We start from the raw sequence: 17,139 nt of genomic DNA, 5'->3' as shown, positions 1-17,139 counted from the left end.
GGATGGGCCGACGGCGTGGGCGGGGGGCCGGGAAGATGCACAGCGCCTGTCATGGCGTCCGTATTCCCTCCGCGGCTGTCACCTCTTAGGTCATCGCGCTGTTTCCACGAGCGTTACGCCCAATCTGCGTGGCCCGAGTCACACCACGTAAGCAACCAAAAACGGTCAGACACGGACAGAGGAGATCACTGTCGGCCTCGCGTCCGGTCACGCCCGCGACCACGGCCGCCCCTCGCACCGCCGGACCCCGCCGATCCGCACTGGATCCGGCGGGGTCCGGCAGCGGCCGGTACCCGAGCCCGGCATCGACACGAGAAACGAGAAGCACGAGAAGCACGCTGACACCGCACACGGGCTGTCACACCGCCTTCATCGCGCGGATCAGCGCCTGCGTCAGTGCTCGCGCGGGGCGGGCACCACGCGTTCGACCTCGGGGTGGACCGTGAGCAGTTGACGCATGGCCGTCTCCGCCGCAGCGCCGTCGCCGGTGCCGAGAGCGTCGACGATGCGCGCGTGCTGCGCGAGGGACGCCTCGTTCGGCCGGTCGCAGGCCGTCACCGGGCCGCCCGACACCTGGAGGGCGGCGGACACGATCCCGGACAGGTGCTCCAGCATGCGGTTGCCGGCGATCTGGATGAGCAGGCCGTGGAACTCGTTGTCGGCACGCGAATAGGTCAGCGCGTCGCCCTGCGCCATGGCGTGACTCATGATCTCCACCATGTCGCACAGGCGCTGCTGCACCTCCTCCCGGCCGTGCCCGGCGGCGAGGCGGGCGGCGAGCGGCTCGATGGTCCAGCGCAGTTCGCTCAGCTCCCGGCGCTGGTCGTCGCGCTGCGGCCCGAAGGCCCGCCATTCGATGATGTCCGGATCGAGCAGGTTCCAGTCGCTGACGGGACGCACGCGCGTGCCGACGTTCGGGCGGGCGCTGACCAGGCCCTTGGCCTCGAGGACTCGGAGGGACTCACGGACGACGGTGCGGGACACCTCGAAGCGCTGACCGATCTCCTCGGGCACCAGCGGACGGTCCGCGCCCAGGTCGCCCGAGACGATCATCTGCCCCAGTTGTTGGACGAGTTGGCCGTGCAGGCCGCGTCCGCGGCTGCCCGCGGCACGCCTGCCTACGCGGCCCAGCTCCGGTTCCGCGCCCTCCCAGGAGGGCGTTCCCACGCGATCGGGCACAGGGGCCTCGGCGTAGGGGTAGCGGTCGAGTTCGCCCGGGCCGGCCAGACCGGAGTCGGTGGAGCGGGCGGCGGTCATCATGGTGTGCGCAAGGGTACTCACGGAACCTTTGTCGGCGCCGTTTCCAACTCCCTTGAGGTCTTTGGTGAAAAGCACACGAAAGGGTGATCGCTCACGCCGTCGCAATTGACGCCTTATCGGAAAGAAATGGGCTTCCTGAGGGGAGTTGTGCGCACGGCGAGATCGAAAGCGAACGCGCGCCCGTCATCGGAATCCGGTGCGCAGCGTCGTGAACAGGTACGCGCACAGGAGGGCTGCCAGCGACAACACCAGTGCTCCGCCCACGGGTTGGGCCATCACGCGTGCCAGCCCGAGGGCATACCTCTCCCCTCCGAAGGGCCACTGGAGCAGGAACACCTCCCGCGTCCGTCCCGGAAATCCGGCCGCCATACGCAGGGCGGGTCCCTGCGTCGCCTCGTGCAGGACGGGAACGACGAGGACGGGTACGGCGAGTACGGCGGCGAGACCCCCCGTGGTGGACCGGAAGACACCGGCCGCGAGGACTCCGGCCCAGGCGCAGCCGACGACGAGACCGAACCAACTCACGCCCAGCGAAAGCCAGTCCGCGGGAACTCTCGCCAGCTCCCGTCCGTAGACGATGTAGAGCGCCTCGGCGTCGCAGCCCACGGCGAGGAAGGCGAGCAGCGCCGCGGTGACTCCGGAGACGAGGAGTTTGGCGGCCAGCAGCCCCAGCCGCCGGGGCACGGTGCCGCGGTCCGCTGCGAGGGCGGGGTGGCGGAACTCGTCCCCGAAGGCCGACGCGCCGAGCAGCCCCGCCGCGAGCGCCGCGGGCGGCAGCGGGAGCTCCCGCGGCCATGCGGCGAACAGCCGCGCCTGCGGGGTGTGGCCGAGCCGAGCCAGCAGTACGGCGGTGAGCACGGACAGCGCCAGCACGGCGGCGCAGGTGAGGAAGCCGGCACCGATTCCGATGGTGCGCCGGATCTCGTAGCGCAGGGGACGGAGGGGGGTGGGGGCGGGACGGACGGAGATGGGCGGCGGGAGAGCGGAGAGGTCGTCGAGGGTGCGGACGCCGTCAGAGCGGGCGGCGCGGTCGGCCCACATCTGGCGCGTGCCCGGATTCCTGGCGCCGGGAAGGCGGGCGCGAAGTGCGGAGATGCCCGCCGCAGGGCTGCTGGTACCGGCGGCCTTCGCCTCCTGGGCCGCCACGGCCCGGCCCTGTGCGGCGCGGGCGCCCTGCGCGGAGTGCGTGCCCTGCGTGCCCGCGCTCCGGCCGCCGTCGGCACCAGCGAGCGTCTCCGCGGGGACCGCCCCCTCCGCCCAGCCGCGCATGCCCTCGTCACCGGGCTCCGCAGCTCCGTGCGCCGCCCCGCCGGTTTCCGGGAGGGCGCCGCTCGGCGATCCGCCCCCGGCCGGGGCGTCCCGCGCCGCCTCCGCGTACTCCGCCACCGGGCGGAGGCCCGACGCGTTCCCGTGGGACGATCGCTCGCCGTCGGCCGCCTTCGCCCCGTCCGCCGACGCGAGCGCGGACACACTCCGCCCCTCCTCGCCCGAGGAGAGACCGGCCCCGCTCGGCTGTGGTGTCGGCGCATCTGCTGTCGAGCGCTCCCGCCCCTCCGCCGAGAAGCCCGGCGGCACTGCGCCCCGGTCACTCGCCCGGGCCCCCGACGCCGTGTCGCTCGGCTTCGCCGGTGAGAAGCCGAACGACATCGCGGCCTTGCCCGCCGCGGGCGAGCCCGGCACCGGAGAGCCCGGTCCGGCCGGCGACGGGGCTGACGGCGCGGCGCCCGGCTCCGCCGTCGGCAGATCGGGCGCCGCGGTCTGCGCCTCGACCACCGACGCGTCTGCCGCATCGTGTTCACGCTGTGCCCGTGGCCCGTTCGCCACGAGGCCGGCCGCCTCCGTCGGCTCGGCGCCGGACTCCGCACCGGAACCCGGCCCCATGTCGCCTACCTCGTCGGCGAGTTGGTGGACGAGAATGCCGTTCCGGAAGGCCGTCTCACCGATGTCGGCGGTCGTGGAGCCGTACACCGAAAGGCGGTTGCCGTCCTCCCGCACGACTTCCACGGACCGGCGCGCGCCGCGGGCCTCCTTGGCGAGCAGGGTCGCGAGTCGTCCCGCCTGGGGGCTGCGGACGGCGACACGCGGGCGCAGCCGGGTGCGGGCGAAGTCTGCGGCGTCCTGGTCGGCGATGAGCCTGCCGCTGTCGAGGGTGACGACGCGGTCGGCCCTGCGTGCGGCCTCCTTGGGGTCGGCGGTGGTGAAGACCACGGTGCCGCCCTGCCGTGCGTGGGCGCGCAGCATGTCGTGCAGCCACTGCGCCTCAGGGGCGGAGAGTCTGTCGGCGGGCTCGTCCAGGACGAGCGTGTGCGGGTCGGGCAGCAGGGCGCAGGCGAGGCCGAGCCGGCGGTCCATGCCGCGCGAGAGCGTGCCGAGGCACTCCTCGCGGAGGTTGACGAGGCCGACGGCTTCGAGGACCTCGTCGGCGCGCCGCGCGGGGACGCCCGAGGCCGCGCAGAGCATGCGCAGATGACCGCGGACGGAGCGGGCAGGGTGCCCCGGCACATCGCCGAGGAGCACGCCGACCTCCCGGGACGGATGGGCGATCCGGTGCAGGGGCCGCCCTCTGAAGTAGGTGATGCCGCGCCCCTGTTGGAGTTCGAGCATCAGTCTGAGCGCTGTGGTCTTGCCCGCGCCGGCGCCTCCGAGGAGCGCGGTGACCTTCCCGGCACGCGCTTCGAAGGAGACGTCGTCGACGGCGGGCGGCTGCGCCTTGCGGGGATTGCTGGTCAGTCCGAACGCCTGGATCACCTGAAGCAAGATAGCTTGCGATGTCCGATTTTTCTGGTATCACCCGATCTGCTTCTAGACATGGCGCCGCCGAACGCGACTGACATCCGCCGTTCGCCGCAACCGGAGCCCCGGTGTCGTCGGTCGCCCCGTCCCGCCGTCCGGCCGACCCCCGCACACCTCAGACCTCAGGACGCAGCATCGGGGGGTTGAGGAGAGTGGCCCCGCCGGCCCGGAAGAGCTGCGCCGGCCGACCGCCCTGGCGGGTGGTCGTGCCCCCCGTGGGAACCAGGAATCCGGGCGTACCGGTGACCTTCCGGTGGAAATTACGGGGATCGAGAGCCACCGCCCACACCGCCTCGTACACCCGGCGCAGCTCACCGACGGTGAACTCCGGCGGGCAGAACGCGGTGGCCAGCGAGGAGTACTCGATCTTGGACCGGGCCCGCTCCACCCCGTCGGCGAGGATCTGGGCATGGTCGAAGGCGAGCGGCGCCACCGGCTCGCCGTCGCGTCCGTAGCCACCCCGCTGCAGCAGTTCCTCGACCGGTGCCCAGCGCGCGTTGCTGGCGTCGCCCCCCGCGCGCGGGGCCGGCAGGTCGGGCGCGAGCGCGAGGTGCGCGACGCTGACCACTCGCATGCGCGGGTCCCGTTTGGGGTCGCCGTAGGTGGCGAGCTGCTCGAGATGGGCGCCGTTGTCCTGGGCCGGGACCGCGGGATCGTGTGCCGTGAGCCCGGTCTCTTCCTCGAGTTCGCGCGCCGCCGCCTGGGACAGGTCCTCGTCGGCCCGCACGAACCCGCCCGGCAGCGCCCAGCGCCCCTGGAAGGGGGGCTCACCCCTGCGTACCGCCAGCGCGCACAGGGCATGTCGGCGCACGGTCAGCACGACCAGGTCCACGGTGACGGCGAAGGGCGGGAAGGCTGACGGGTCGTAGGGCATGCGGCGATCATAGTCGTCTGCCTGACGATAAACACTCCCTTCGTCGGCCGCATCGGTGGTGGTTCCGCTTCGTTCCGTTATGGGGCGCAGGGCCGGCTCCGTTTCTTCGCTCGGTCTCGTCGTACGAGGTCACACTCCCAGGTGCAGGCCCTCCGCCGCCGCCTCCACCATGGCGAGGCCGAGCCGGCTGATCCGTACGGCGAAGGGGGCGCCGGCGAGGCGCAGCCCGGTGAGACCGAGTTCGCCGAGCGGGGCGCTGCGCACGGGGCTCAGGGTGACCGTACGGGCCGGGGCGTCGGGGCGGACACCCGCGAGAGCGGTGAGCACCATGATCGCGGATGCCGCGGCGGTGGCCGCCGGCCGGCAGGCCGCGGGGTGCGGGAGGGGAGCACTCCCGGCGGTGCGCTGTTCGCCCCCGAACATCTCCGGAAGCCGGTGCCCGAAGTGTTCCGCCGCTTCCAGCAGGCCTCTCAGCAGGCCGGCGGCTTCCCTCTCGTAGCCGGCGGCGGCCAGTCCGGCGACGGCGACGGCAGTCTCGTGAACCCGGACGGCTCCACTCCGATGGCCGAACGGGTTGTGTCCCCTTTCCTTGGCGCCGAGACCGCGCAGCCCCCAGCCCGCGTCCATGGCGGGAGTGCCGAGCAGCCGGGCGAGCTGTTCGGTCTGCACCTGGTCGAGGAGGCCCCGGGCGAACCGGCCGGAACCGAGCAGGCCGGTGTCGAGCAGGTGGGCGGCGGCCGCACCCAGGTGCGGCACGGGCCGGCCGTCCGGCGCCAGGGCCGCGGCCGGGCGTCCGCCACCGTGGTCCTCGATCCAGAAGCCGGTCCGGAACGCTGCGCGCAGGGCCTGCGCCCACTGGCGCAACTCGGCGGCGCCCGGCCGGCCGTAGGCGTCGAGGAGGTCGGCGCCGAGCAGGGCTGCGCGGTACGCGTGGGCCTGCGTTTCGCAGCGGACCGGACCCGCGGGCTGCGGATCGGGGAGATAGGGCTGGTCGCCGACGGTGGTCCGCAGCCAGCTGAGACAGCGTTCGGCGGCGGGCAGCAGTTCCCTGGTCTCCCTGTCGGGCAGTCCCCAGCGACGGGCCTCGGCGAGCAGAACGGGGAAGAGCAGTGTGGCCTCCGTTCCCGTGCAGCTCGGCGGGAGGAGAGGGCCGGCGTCGCGTCGCGGCCCGGGGATCATGCCTGCCCGCGCAGCGTGGCCCGGGAGTTGTGTGCGGGCCAGGGTGCGCAGGGTGCCCGCGGCGAGCCGGGTGCCGAGGGGCAGGGCCATACGGGCGGCGGCGAGCGCCTCGGCGGGCGCCATCCCGCAGCGCCAGGGCGCGCCCGCCGCGAGATGGGTGTCGGAAGGGTGGGTGGCGTCACGCAGGAGGAGGGCCTGGAGATCGGCGACGGCCGTGTCGAGCAGCGGGGCCACCCGGGGATCGTCGCCCGTCGCCCGGGCGGAGGCGATCGGGCTGGTGGTGGTCCGTCCCGCGGCCCTCACGGGGCCCGCGCCGTCGAGCCGTACCCGGAGTTCCACGGTCGCCGTCCCGCCCGGCGGCAGTTCCAGTTCCCAGCGCAGGAGTCCGGCGGACGCCAGGACGTCGGAGGGAGGCGGGTCGGCGGTGACACTGGCGGCGGCATCGGTCGTGGCCCAGTGCAGACCCGAGTCGCGGACCGTGGCCGGGAGTTGGGGGCCCGTCCGGCCGGAGGCGACAGCGCCGAGTTCGGCGAGGTCCGTGCCGAGGGCGATCTCGACGGGGAGCCTCAGCGGTCTCGCGGAGGCGTTGCGGACGGTGATCCGTTCGGTTCCCTCGGCACGGCGTGTTCGTTCGACCAGGACATCCGGATCGGGGCCCGCCGCTGGGGAAGCGCGGAGCGTCGCGACGAAGCGGGCGCTGTCGGCTCCGGTCATCCTGGCCTGCACGGCGAGTGGTTCACGTCCGGCGACGCGGACCTGGCACCGTGAGAGCAGCCGCCGCCCGCCTCGGTAGAACCCGTCCAGACCCTGGCCGGTCAGCTGCCCCAGCTCGCCGGAGATCGCGAGGCCGGGCAGGGCGATGCAGATCAACGCGCCGTGGGTGGAGGGCAGTTCCGATATCGGACGGCTGCTCGCCGCCGTGCGGGGCGACGGCAGCGAGGCAGGCCGACGGGCGGGGTGTGGAGCGCGGGAGGGTGCGCCCGCGTCAGCAGGAAAGGCCGGCCGGGAGTCCTGGGACGGCGGTCGTACGCCGAGGGTCTCCACCGCCGTCATGATGGCGCCGTCCGGCCGGAACCGCGCGGGCCCGTCCCTCGGCGGTCGCTCGGCGGCGGCGAAGGACGGGGTCGGCTGCTGGTGCATGGAATGGCTTCTTCTGCTCTCGGTGCGCCAGGGACGCGCTGGGCGGCCGGTGGGGCGCCCCGGGGGACATCGGTCGTGCGGCGGCGGAGTGCGTTGTTCGGGCGCTCCGCCACTCAGGTGAACGCGGGGCGCCGCTTCCGGGTCACGGCCCGCCCCGGGGAGCCCGGCCGAATCGCGGCGCTGCGCGCCGGCGGGGGCGCCGTTCGAGACGGCCGTGGTCCGGTGCCACCACCGAGTGCGAGGTGCGCCCTCGCGTGCCCCCGAAGTCCCCGGAGCCTCTGGAGCCCTTGGAGCCCCTGGGCGAGGCCGGTGCACCAGGACGGCCAGGCGGCACAGGAAGGATGCCGCGCTGCGGCGGCGTCCCGGGGTCACCGGGCGGGACGCGGCCGGACTCTCGTGGGGCAGGGGCGCGCGCGGGTTCCGGGGGCGCACGCCCCGTGTCACCGTGGCCGCCGGCGCACCGTGAGGTGTCGCCGCGCGGGCCTGCGTGGCCGGTGCCGGGGCGTTCATCCGTCCCCCTCGGGCTCGCGGAGACCGCTCCCCGACGCGGTGGCGCTGGTCGTGCCCTGGTCCGACGCACGCTTGCGCGTGCCGCCGGGACCGCGCGTGGCCGGGCGAGAGGGCTCGGCTGCCGACGGCCCGGGGCGGGAGCCGGTCGGGCGCCGCCCTCCGCCCGCCGTCCGGGCTGCCCGCGCCGCAGGGCGGCTGTCGTTTCCGTCGAGGGACCGTACCCGGCGCCTTCGGCGCGCACCCGTCCCGGACGCCGGTTCCGCCACCTGCCCGTCCGGCTGCGCACGTGCTCCGGACGTGCCGCCGTCGACGGCGGGGAGCGCGCCGGGTGCCGCATCCACTGCCTCGTGCGTCTGCCGTGCGGCCTCGGCCCGCGCAGACCCCGGGCGCTCCGTGCGCAGACAGCGGCGGATCGCCTCGGGGTCGAGCCCTTCGTTGCAGGCCTGGTGCAGCAGGCGAGCGAAGAGGTAGTCGGGATCCGCGCCCAGGGCCATGGCCAAGGCCTCGCGGGCCTCCAGTTCGTCCCCCGTCGACCAGGCGACCCAGCCGGCCAGGGTTAGCGGCGCCGCGGCGTGCTCACCGTAGGAGCCGACGCAGCGGCGGGCCAGGGCGCGCCAGAGCCGGAGAGCGGGGCCGGCCTCCGCACCCTCCATCCAGGCGGCGGCCCGGTCGCGAGTCGTGCGGTCCTGGAGTCCGAGGATGACCGTGGCAGCCTCGTCATGTGCGAGCAGGCCGTCGTCGCGGACGTCCGCCGGATGCGTACCCGACACGGGCGCCGCCGCGGCGAAGCGGCGCATGACGCGCTCGGCCAGGGCGAGGGTCTCCTCGGCCACCTCCGGACGGGACGCCTCGTCGAGGATGCGAGGCACCAGGGCCATGCCCGCCGCGTCCAGCGCGGCCTCCTGCTCCAGGGCCGCGGAGGTCTCCCAGGGCTGGAGCCTGGCCCGCAACTCCCTGAGGGTGCCGCGCACTTGGATGCCCGCGTAGGTGGCCGCCGCGGCCAGGACCGAGGTGCCGGGCAGGCCCATCGGCGAGCCGTCCTCGGGGCAGCATCCCTCGACCGGGCAGCAGTACGACCAGTAGCGGCCGTCCGCGATGCACAGTGCCTCGACGACCGGCACGTCCAGGTCGCCGCACTGGGTGCGCAGCAACTGGGCCAGCCGCTCGAGCCGGCGCCTGACGTCCCGGCCGGACTCGCCCGGAGCTGGCTCCTGGCAGACGTAGGCCACCATCTGAGCCGGGCGGGAGCCCCGCCGCTCGCTGCCCTTGACCAGGCCCTGGGCCAGCTGCCTGGCGGCCGCCTCCCAGTCCTCCTCGTTCGCGGGAATGCCGAGCCGGGCCCGGCCGCCGAACCGGCCGCCGCTCTCGCGGTCGTGGAGGGCGACCAGCACCATGCTGTCCTCGGGTCGGTATCCGAGCAGGTAGGGCAGGGCGTCGGCCAGCTCGGCGGGGGTGCGCAGAGTGATGTGCGTGTCGGGCGCGGACAGCCCGGAGAACGGGTCGTGTCCGGAGATGTCATTGTTTTCGAACGGTCCCGTGGTTTCGCCGTGATTCGTCATGCGGAGACGATCTCGCGGATCCCGAGATCCCGCTTGCGCCTGTGGATAAGTCGAATCAGGGACACGACAAGCCCAGGGCGGTTGTCCACAGGTCCCACCCCGGCCCCGCCCGATTGTCGGTCCCGTCCTGTTGTATGGAGCCCATGGAGCACACGAGCAACGCGGATCTCCGGGCGCAGGCGGATGCCGTCCTCGCCCGGCTCGTCGGGGACACCACGGGCGGGGCCCGGCTGCGCGAGGACCAGTGGCGGGCGATCGAGGCGCTGGTCGCCGACCGGCGCCGGGCCCTGGTCGTGCAGCGCACGGGATGGGGCAAGTCCGCGGTGTATTTCGTGGCGACCTCGCTGCTGCGGGCCAGAGGCAGCGGGCCCACGGTGATCGTCTCGCCGCTGCTCGCGCTCATGCGCAATCAGGTGGAGGCCGCAGCCCGGGCCGGTATCCATGCCCGGACCATCAACTCCGCGAACACCGAGGAGTGGGACGCCGTCCAGGCCGCGATCGCGGCCGGCGAGGTCGATGTCCTGCTCGTCAGCCCGGAGCGGCTGAACAACCCCGACTTCCGCGACCAGGTCCTGCCCAAGCTGTCCGCGGCGACGGGCCTGCTGGTCGTGGACGAGGCCCACTGCATCTCCGACTGGGGTCACGACTTCCGACCCGACTACCGTCGGCTGCGCACCATGCTCGGCGAGCTGCCGCCCGGCGTGCCCGTGCTGGCCACCACCGCCACGGCCAACGCGCGGGTGACCGCGGATGTCGCCGACCAGCTCGGCACGGGCGGCACATCGGACGCCCTGGTGCTGCGCGGCCCGCTGGACCGGGAGAGTCTCAGCCTCGGAGTGCTTCGGCTGCCGGACGCGGCGCACCGGATGGCCTGGCTCGCCGACCATCTCGACGACCTGCCGGGCTCCGGCATCGTCTACACGCTCACGGTCGCGGCGGCGGAGGAGGTCAGCGCCTTCCTGCGACAGCGCGGGCATGCCGTCGCCTCTTACACGGGAAAGACGGAGAACGCCGAACGGCAGCAGGCCGAGGACGATCTGCTCGGCAACCGGGTCAAGGCGCTCGTCGCCACCTCCGCACTCGGCATGGGCTTCGACAAGCCGGACCTCGGCTTCGTGGTCCACCTCGGCTCGCCCTCCTCCCCGATCGCCTATTACCAGCAGGTCGGCCGGGCCGGCCGTGGTGTCGAGCACGCCGAGGTGCTGCTGCTGCCGGGCAAGGAGGACGAGGCGATCTGGCAGTACTTCGCTTCGCTCGCCTTCCCTTCCGAGGAGCTGGTCCGGCGCACCCTGGACGTCCTCGCCCGGGCCGGCGGACCGCTGTCCCTGCCCGCCCTGGAACCGCTGGTCGAGCTGCGCCGCTCCCGGCTGGAGACCATGCTGAAGGTCCTCGACGTGGACGGGGCGGTCCACCGCGTCAAGGGCGGCTGGGTCGCGACCGGGCAACCCTGGTCGTACGACATCGAGCGGTACGACTGGGTGGCCCGGCAGCGCTCGGCCGAGCAGGAGGCGATGCGGACCTACGCGTCCACCACCGCATGCCGGATGGAGTTCTTGCAGCGCCAGCTGGACGACGAGGACGCCAGGCCCTGTGGCCGCTGCGACAACTGCGCGGGGCCGCGCTTCACCGCCGACACGTCCACCGCGGCGGTGGACGCCGCCCGGAGCGATCTCGGCCGTGCCGGGGTCGAGGTGGAACCCCGTCGCATGTGGCCGACCGGCCTGCCGGCCATCGGCATCGCGCTCAAGGGGCGTATTCCGGCCGGTGAACAGGCCTCGCCGGGACGTGCGCTGGGCCGGTTGTCGGACATCGGCTGGGGCAATCGGCTGCGGCCACTTCTCGCCCCGCAGACGCCGGACGCCGCTGTGCCGGACGACGTGGCTCGGGCCGTGGTGGGCGTCCTGGCGGACTGGGCGAAGGGCCCCGGCGGCTGGGCCTCCGGGGCTGCCGACGCCCAGCCCAGGCCGGTGGGTGTCGTCACAGTGGCCTCGCGGACCCGGCCCCGGCTGGTCCAGTCCCTGGGCGCCCGGATCGCCGAGATCGGCCGGCTTCCCCTGCTCGGCTCCGTGGAGTACGCGGAGGATGCGCCGCGGGTGCCGCGCAGCAACAGCGCGCAACGGCTGAAGGCGCTCGACGGCTCGCTGACGGTGCCGCCCGCTCTCGCGTCGGCGCTCGCCGAGGCCGGTGGTCCGGTTCTGCTGGTCGACGACTTCACCGAGACGGGCTGGACCCTCGCGGTCGCGGCGCGCCTGCTCGGACGGTCCGGTGCGCGGGGGGTGTTGCCGCTGGTCCTGGCCGTCCAGGGCTGACCCCGCGTCCGGCCGTGGCGGCCGCCGTACTCAGGTCGGCCACCTCAGGCGTGCTCCGACGAACCCTTGGGTAAGGATATAAGCCACACACCCGTAGATAACCGTCGGTGGCCCCAATTGCTCGTTGCCGCATCCCAGTTCGACAGGAAGAATTGAGGTCCGCTCCCCGCACGGTTCGCCCGTGCTCCGGTTGGGCTCTGCTGCGGTGCGCGCTCCCGAATCCAACCTCGCCCGCAGTATGGGCGCGTAGCCGAAGGGAAGAACGTGACCTTCGGATTCGCCTCGTCCTCGGCGGCCTCGTTGTCGACGTCCGCGTCCGCCTCGTCCGCCAGTCGCCTGCTCGAGCCGGCCGAATGGGCTTCCGCCGGAATCCCTCTGCTGCGCGACCCCCGTGAGGTCGTCAGCGGGCTGCACGCCCGCCACCACCCGAGACCGTCCATGGCGGTCGTGGCGGTGCTGGATCCGGAGGAACGGCTGTGCGCCAGCGCGTCGTTCCTGCGGCGCCCGGCCCCGGCCGACGGCTGGATGTTCCGCAACACGCTGCTCGCCCAGTTGCGCCGGGTCATTCCCCATGACCTGAGGCGCCGCACCCCGGTGCGCACGGCCGTACTGCTCTACTGCCGTGAGGGAGACGCGCGCTGGACGGAGGAGGACGGCGCCTGGATGTGGGGCCTGCGCGACGCCTGTACGCTGCACGGCCTGCGCTGCGGGGCGTACATCACACTGACCCACGACGGCTGGCAGGTGCTCGGCGAGGGGCGCGGCGGCCGCCGCCCCAACGCCGACTCGGCGCCGGAGCCCTTCGCCGAGTCGGAGGCCCCGCCGCTCGCGCCGCGCACCGGCGGGCCGGTCTCCGAGGTCCTGCGCCGCGCGGCGGCCCGCTGACGGTCCGGGCACCGGGCGAGCGAGCCGTACACCCCTGCCGGATGCGCCGGTCGGATGCGCGGCGCCCGCGGCGGACGCCTGGGCCGCGGGGGCGGCAGGCCGAGCCCGAGCCGTGGCCCCGCCAACGGCCGGGCCACACAGGCCGACAAGGGACGCGGAGGACAGGACAGCCCGTCCGCAGCCCGCACCGTGCGGGCCGATGGCCCTGTGGCGTCCGGGACGCGCCCGGCGGCCGTACAGCGTCCCGGGCACAGACGGCTCGGAGACCGCGCGCCGCATCGCGGTGACGGACGCACCCCACCGGCGCCCGCCGGTCACCGCCCCGCCGCCGGGGCCGACCGGGAGGCCTTCCTCGCAAACTCGGTGGCCGCCTGGCATCCGGGCATGCCAAAAGCCACTCCGTGCGGATTCCGCCGGAGCGGCTCCAGCGTCACTCCGGTGCCCCGAGGCACCGGGCGTGGCTCAGACGCCGGCGCCCAGGACCGCGTTGATCTGCTGCGGGTCGCCGCAGACGATCAGCAGGGCACCGGCCCGCGAGTGGGCCAGCGGAAGGACGGAGGCCGCGGCGGAGGCGGGACCTCCGTTGACGGCCACGACCACCACGGGGCGGGACGCGGCACGGTCGGCGATGGTGACGTCCGTGTAGAAGACGTCGTCACCGGCGTCGTGCTGCGCCCAGTAGGCGGCTTCACCGAAGGACAGCTCGTGCTCCGCCCACGGGTGCTGGGCACCGGTGGTGATCACGAGCACGTCGCCGGGGGCACGGCCCGAGTCCAGGAGCAGGTCCACCGCCTCGTCGGCGGCGTCGAGCGCGCCCTCGGCCGAGGCCGGGATCAGCTGGATCTGCGGGGTGGCCGCCGAAGCGGCGGGAGCGGCCGGGCCGGACGGGCTCGGCTTGGCCGGAGCCACATCACGCGGCGTGCGCTGCACCGGCGGCGCGGGCCGCGGAGGGCCGGGGCGACCGGGGCGGGACGGAGCCGCGGGACGGGGGCCGGGTACGGGGCGAGGGGTCGGCGCGGTACGGCCGCTGGCCGGAGTAGCGCGGGGACCCTGGGCACTCTCGTGAATCTGAGGCTCCTCGGGAATGAGAGGCATGAGCTGATATTTATCAAACATTGGTGCGGAGCGGGTGACCGGGTGGCACATCAGTGCGATCGGAACCGTCAGAAATCGAAGCCGAGCTGACCCTCGATTTCCGGAACACTTCCGTCCGCCCAGCTGCGGACCTTCTTGAGGTGCCGCCACTGAGGCAACGCATCAAGATACGCCCACGACAAGCGGTGGTGCGGGGTGGGCCCCCGCTCCTCCAGTGCGGCCTTGTGCACGGGCGACGGATACCCGGCGTTGTCCGCAAATCCGAAGTCTGCATGGTCGATGCCCAGTTCGGCCATCATTTTGTCGCGCTGAACCTTGGCGATCACCGACGCCGCGGCGACGGCCACGCACGAGCGATCGCCCTTGATCACCGTACGCACCTTCCACGGGGCGCCGAGGTAGTCATGCTTCCCGTCGAGGATGACGGCGTCGGGGTGGACCGGCAGAGCGTCCAGGGCGCGGACCGCGGCGAGCCGCAGCGCGGCCGTCATCCCCAGGGCGTCGATCTCCTCGGGGGAAGCATGCCCCAGGGCATAGGCCGTCACCCATGTCCGCAAGACCTCGGCCAGTTCCGTACGACGCTTGACGCTCAACAGCTTGGAGTCGGTCAGGCCCTCGGGCGGGCGACGCAGTCCGGTGACCGCCGCACAGACGGTGACCGGTCCGGCCCAGGCGCCGCGCCCCACCTCGTCGACACCGGCGATGACCTTCGCTCCGGTCGTGGCGCGCAGGGAGCGCTCGACGGTGTGAGTAGGTGGTTCGTACGGCATGGCGCCCCTAGCCTACGCCGACGCGATCGTCGTGCGACACCCCGGTCACCCGCGCGCCGCAGGGCTCACCGGGGCGCGGGATCAGACCCGGTGCGGCCGCAGCAGCGGGAGCATCAGCCGGTCGATCATCTCCTCGAGATCCTGGTCGCTCCATTCGCTTCCGCACACCTTCGACCGGTACATCATCATGGCCGGGATGGCGTCGAAGACATAGCTGTTGGCCGCATCGGAGCGTACCTCTCCCCGCTCTATTCCGCGCATGACGACGTCACGGAGCAAGGTGACGGTCGGCTCGATGACCCCGCCGACGATCACGTCCTGGAAGCGCTCCGCCTGGACATCGTCGCACTCGTGAATCACCGCACGCAGGGCCACGCCGGGGGGCGAGTACATGATCTCCCGCACCGCCCGGCATAGGGCGAGAAGGTCTTCGCGCACGCTCCCGAGGTCCGGCGCGGTCTCCACCCGGGGCAGTCCGGCCACCAGCGCGTCCGCGACGAGGTCCTCCTTGGAGGGCCAGCGGCGGTACACGGCGGCCTTGCCGGTCTGCGCTCCGGCCGCGACGCCCTCCATGGTCAGGCCCTTCCAGCCGACGGCGCCGAGCTGTTCCAGGGCGGCATCCATGATCGCGCGCTCCAGCACCACGCCGCGCCGACGGAGGGAAGCCGTCCGGGCAGGATCGGCCGTCCAGCGCGAGGTATCCATCTGTCTCTCTCCAACGTGCAAGGGAAGCGGGGGTTCAGGGGAGGGGAGGCACCGCACCGCAGCGACAGGGGGACGCGGGGCGGCACACCCGATTAAGTGAACGCTTGCGTTCACTCTGGGGGGCTCACTACCGTGGAGCCGAAAGTGAACGCGAGCGTTCACTAATTCCTTCGTGGGGGACCCATAGTGACGACCTCTCAGCTGCTCCAGGATCCAAAACCGGGCGTGGCCCGCCGGGAGGGGCATCCCGGCATCGCACTCGCCGTCATCGCGGCCTGCCAACTCATGGTGGTACTCGATGCGACGATTGTGAACATCGCGCTCCCGCACATTCAAGACGCGCTCAAGTTCAGCACCACCGACCTGACTTGGGTGGTCAGCGCCTACACACTCACGTTCGGCGGCCTGCTGCTGCTCGGTGCGCGAGCCGGTGACATTCTCGGCCGCCGCCGGGTGTTCATGACCGGCATCCTGCTCTTCACCTTCGCCTCGCTGCTGGGCGGCCTCGCCCAGGAACCCTGGCAGTTGCTGGCCGCACGGGCCCTTCAGGGCGTGGGCGGCGCGATAGCCTCGCCCACATCGCTGGCACTGATCACCACGACCTTCCCCGAAGGCCCGGAACGCAACCGGGCCTTCGGCGTGTTCGCCGCCGTCTCCGCGGGCGGTGGCGCCATCGGCCTGCTCGCGGGCGGCATGCTCACCGACTGGCTGGACTGGCGGTGGGTACTGTTCGTCAACGTGCCGATCGGTGTGCTGATCGCGGCGCTCGCGCCGCTGTACATCAGCGAGTCCGCGCGGCACCCCGGGCGCTTCGACATCACCGGCGCGCTGACGTCGACGGTGGGCATGGCCTCGTTGGTGTACGGCTTCATCCGTGCCGCGGAGAACGGCTGGCGCGACACGCTCACCCTCGGCTCGTTCGCCGCGGCCGTGGTGCTGCTGCTCGCCTTCGTCCTCACCGAGGCGTGGGCGAAGGAGCCGATCACCCCGCTGCGGATGTTCGCGGACCGCAACCGCTGGGGCACGTACGTGATCATGCTCAGCCTGTCCGCGGCGATGTTCGGCATGTTCTTCTACATTGTGCTGTTCGTGCAGGACGTCCTCGGCTACAGCGCCATCAAGGCCGGCCTGGCCTTCCTCCCCGTGACCGTGGCGATCGCGATCAGCGCGGGCGTCTCTCAGGCCCTGCTGCCGAAGTTCGGCCCGAAGCCGTTCATGGCGGTCGGTTCGGCGCTGGTGACGGTCGGACTGGTCTGGCAGACGTTCATCCGGCCGGACAGCTCCTACCTCGGCGGAGTGCTCGGGCCGATGCTGGTGTTCGGCTTCGGCATGGGGCTGAACTTCGTGACGGCCACCGTGACGGCCGTGTCGGGCGTGGCCCAGCACGAGGCCGGGGCGGCTTCCGGGCTGCTCAACGCGATGCAGCAGGTGGGCGGTTCGCTCGGGCTGTCCATCCTGACGACCGTATTCGGCTCGGCCGGCAAGGACGAGGCGAAGAAGCAGCTGCCCAGGTTCCTTGCCGACAGCTCGCCGGAGCAGAAGGCGCAGTTCGCCAAGACCCACCAGTTGCCCGCGCCCTGGGGGCACGACGTGCTCGCCCACGGCATCTCCTTGGCCTTCGTACCGGCCGCCGCGATCGCCGGGCTGGCGTTCCTCACCGCCTGGCTGGTGCTCAGGGTCCGCAAGAGCGATCTCGAGTCCCTCTCCGGCACGGCGGGCCCGGGCATGGGCTGACTCCCTCCGAGCCGCGCGGAGCCACGGCCGTCCGGACCGCCGCCCAGGGAAGGAACGCGCAGAAGGCGGTCCGGCCGGCCGTACGGCGGCTGTCGGCATCCGCACCAGGGCCAGGACGACGACCAGCACGAGCACCGGCCCCCACGCCACGAACGCCATCTCACACCCCTCCGCCCCGCACTCTCCGACTCCCCGCCGGGCCCGGCTCCCGAGAGCGCGGTACACGGCGGATACGGGAAGAACGGGCGGCCGTCACGGAGAGTTCCCGGCGGGCACAGAGAGTTCTCACCCCTGTCTCGCGCCGATCAGGAGATCCGCCCTCGGGG

The 17,139-nt window shown here is 73.1% G+C and carries 11 protein-coding genes; 3 read left to right on the top strand and 8 right to left on the bottom strand.

Annotation, left to right across the window (positions count from 1 at the left end):
* Positions 1 to 393 precede the first annotated feature (393 nt).
* The 5 genes from BIV23_RS17725 to BIV23_RS17705 all read right to left on the bottom strand — a co-directional run bounded on the left by BIV23_RS17725 (position 394) and on the right by BIV23_RS17705 (position 9,315).
* On the bottom strand, positions 394 to 1,281 hold the full coding sequence (locus BIV23_RS17725; RefSeq protein ID WP_071373124.1) for a FadR/GntR family transcriptional regulator: 888 nt from the start codon (positions 1,279 to 1,281) through the stop codon (positions 394 to 396).
* 162 nt (positions 1,282 to 1,443) lie between these two features.
* Positions 1,444 to 4,008, bottom strand: a complete 2,565-nt coding sequence (locus BIV23_RS17720) for an ATP-binding cassette domain-containing protein (protein WP_071381845.1) — start codon at positions 4,006 to 4,008, stop codon at positions 1,444 to 1,446.
* Between the two features lie 160 nt (positions 4,009 to 4,168).
* Positions 4,169 to 4,927: an NUDIX hydrolase gene (locus BIV23_RS17715; protein ID WP_071381844.1), complete on the bottom strand. Its 759-nt coding sequence runs from the start codon at positions 4,925 to 4,927 to the stop codon at positions 4,169 to 4,171.
* 129 nt (positions 4,928 to 5,056) lie between these two features.
* A complete protein-coding gene (locus BIV23_RS17710) occupies positions 5,057 to 7,246 on the bottom strand; it encodes a glycogen debranching N-terminal domain-containing protein (protein WP_245790559.1) in 2,190 nt (729 codons plus the stop codon).
* A gap of 506 nt (positions 7,247 to 7,752) precedes the next feature.
* Positions 7,753 to 9,315 (bottom strand): DUF4192 domain-containing protein, encoded by a 1,563-nt coding sequence (locus tag BIV23_RS17705; protein ID WP_071381843.1) that lies wholly within the window; start codon positions 9,313 to 9,315, stop codon positions 7,753 to 7,755.
* 143 nt (positions 9,316 to 9,458) lie between these two features.
* Between BIV23_RS17705 and BIV23_RS17700 the strand changes: the two genes are divergently transcribed.
* A complete protein-coding gene (locus tag BIV23_RS17700) occupies positions 9,459 to 11,624 on the top strand; it encodes a RecQ family ATP-dependent DNA helicase (protein WP_071381842.1) in 2,166 nt (721 codons plus the stop codon).
* 264 nt (positions 11,625 to 11,888) lie between these two features.
* Positions 11,889 to 12,509, top strand: a complete 621-nt coding sequence (locus BIV23_RS17695) for a hypothetical protein (RefSeq protein ID WP_071381841.1) — start codon at positions 11,889 to 11,891, stop codon at positions 12,507 to 12,509.
* Positions 12,510 to 12,971: 462 nt separating this feature from the next.
* Here BIV23_RS17695 and BIV23_RS17690 read toward each other — a convergent pair whose 3' ends face one another.
* The 3 genes from BIV23_RS17690 to BIV23_RS17680 all read right to left on the bottom strand — a co-directional run bounded on the left by BIV23_RS17690 (position 12,972) and on the right by BIV23_RS17680 (position 15,079).
* The gene (locus BIV23_RS17690) at positions 12,972 to 13,604 is read right to left on the bottom strand and encodes a hypothetical protein (protein WP_079173215.1); all 633 of its coding nucleotides are present in this window, start codon (positions 13,602 to 13,604) and stop codon (positions 12,972 to 12,974) included.
* Between the two features lie 68 nt (positions 13,605 to 13,672).
* Entirely contained in the window at positions 13,673 to 14,374 is a 702-nt protein-coding gene (locus tag BIV23_RS17685; protein WP_071381839.1) for a ribonuclease HII, read from the bottom strand.
* Between the two features lie 81 nt (positions 14,375 to 14,455).
* Positions 14,456 to 15,079 (bottom strand): TetR/AcrR family transcriptional regulator, encoded by a 624-nt coding sequence (locus BIV23_RS17680; protein WP_071381838.1) that lies wholly within the window; start codon positions 15,077 to 15,079, stop codon positions 14,456 to 14,458.
* Between the two features lie 186 nt (positions 15,080 to 15,265).
* Between BIV23_RS17680 and BIV23_RS17675 the strand changes: the two genes are divergently transcribed.
* On the top strand, positions 15,266 to 16,813 hold the full coding sequence (locus BIV23_RS17675; RefSeq protein WP_107471195.1) for an MFS transporter: 1,548 nt from the start codon (positions 15,266 to 15,268) through the stop codon (positions 16,811 to 16,813).
* Positions 16,814 to 17,139: the final 326 nt, after the last annotated feature.

This window comes from Streptomyces monashensis, assembly GCF_001866665.1.
GTDB lineage: Bacteria > Actinomycetota > Actinomycetes > Streptomycetales > Streptomycetaceae > Streptomyces > Streptomyces monashensis.
The sequence above is the reverse complement of the archived record's forward strand: the minus strand, read 5'-3'. Positions and strand labels throughout refer to the sequence as shown.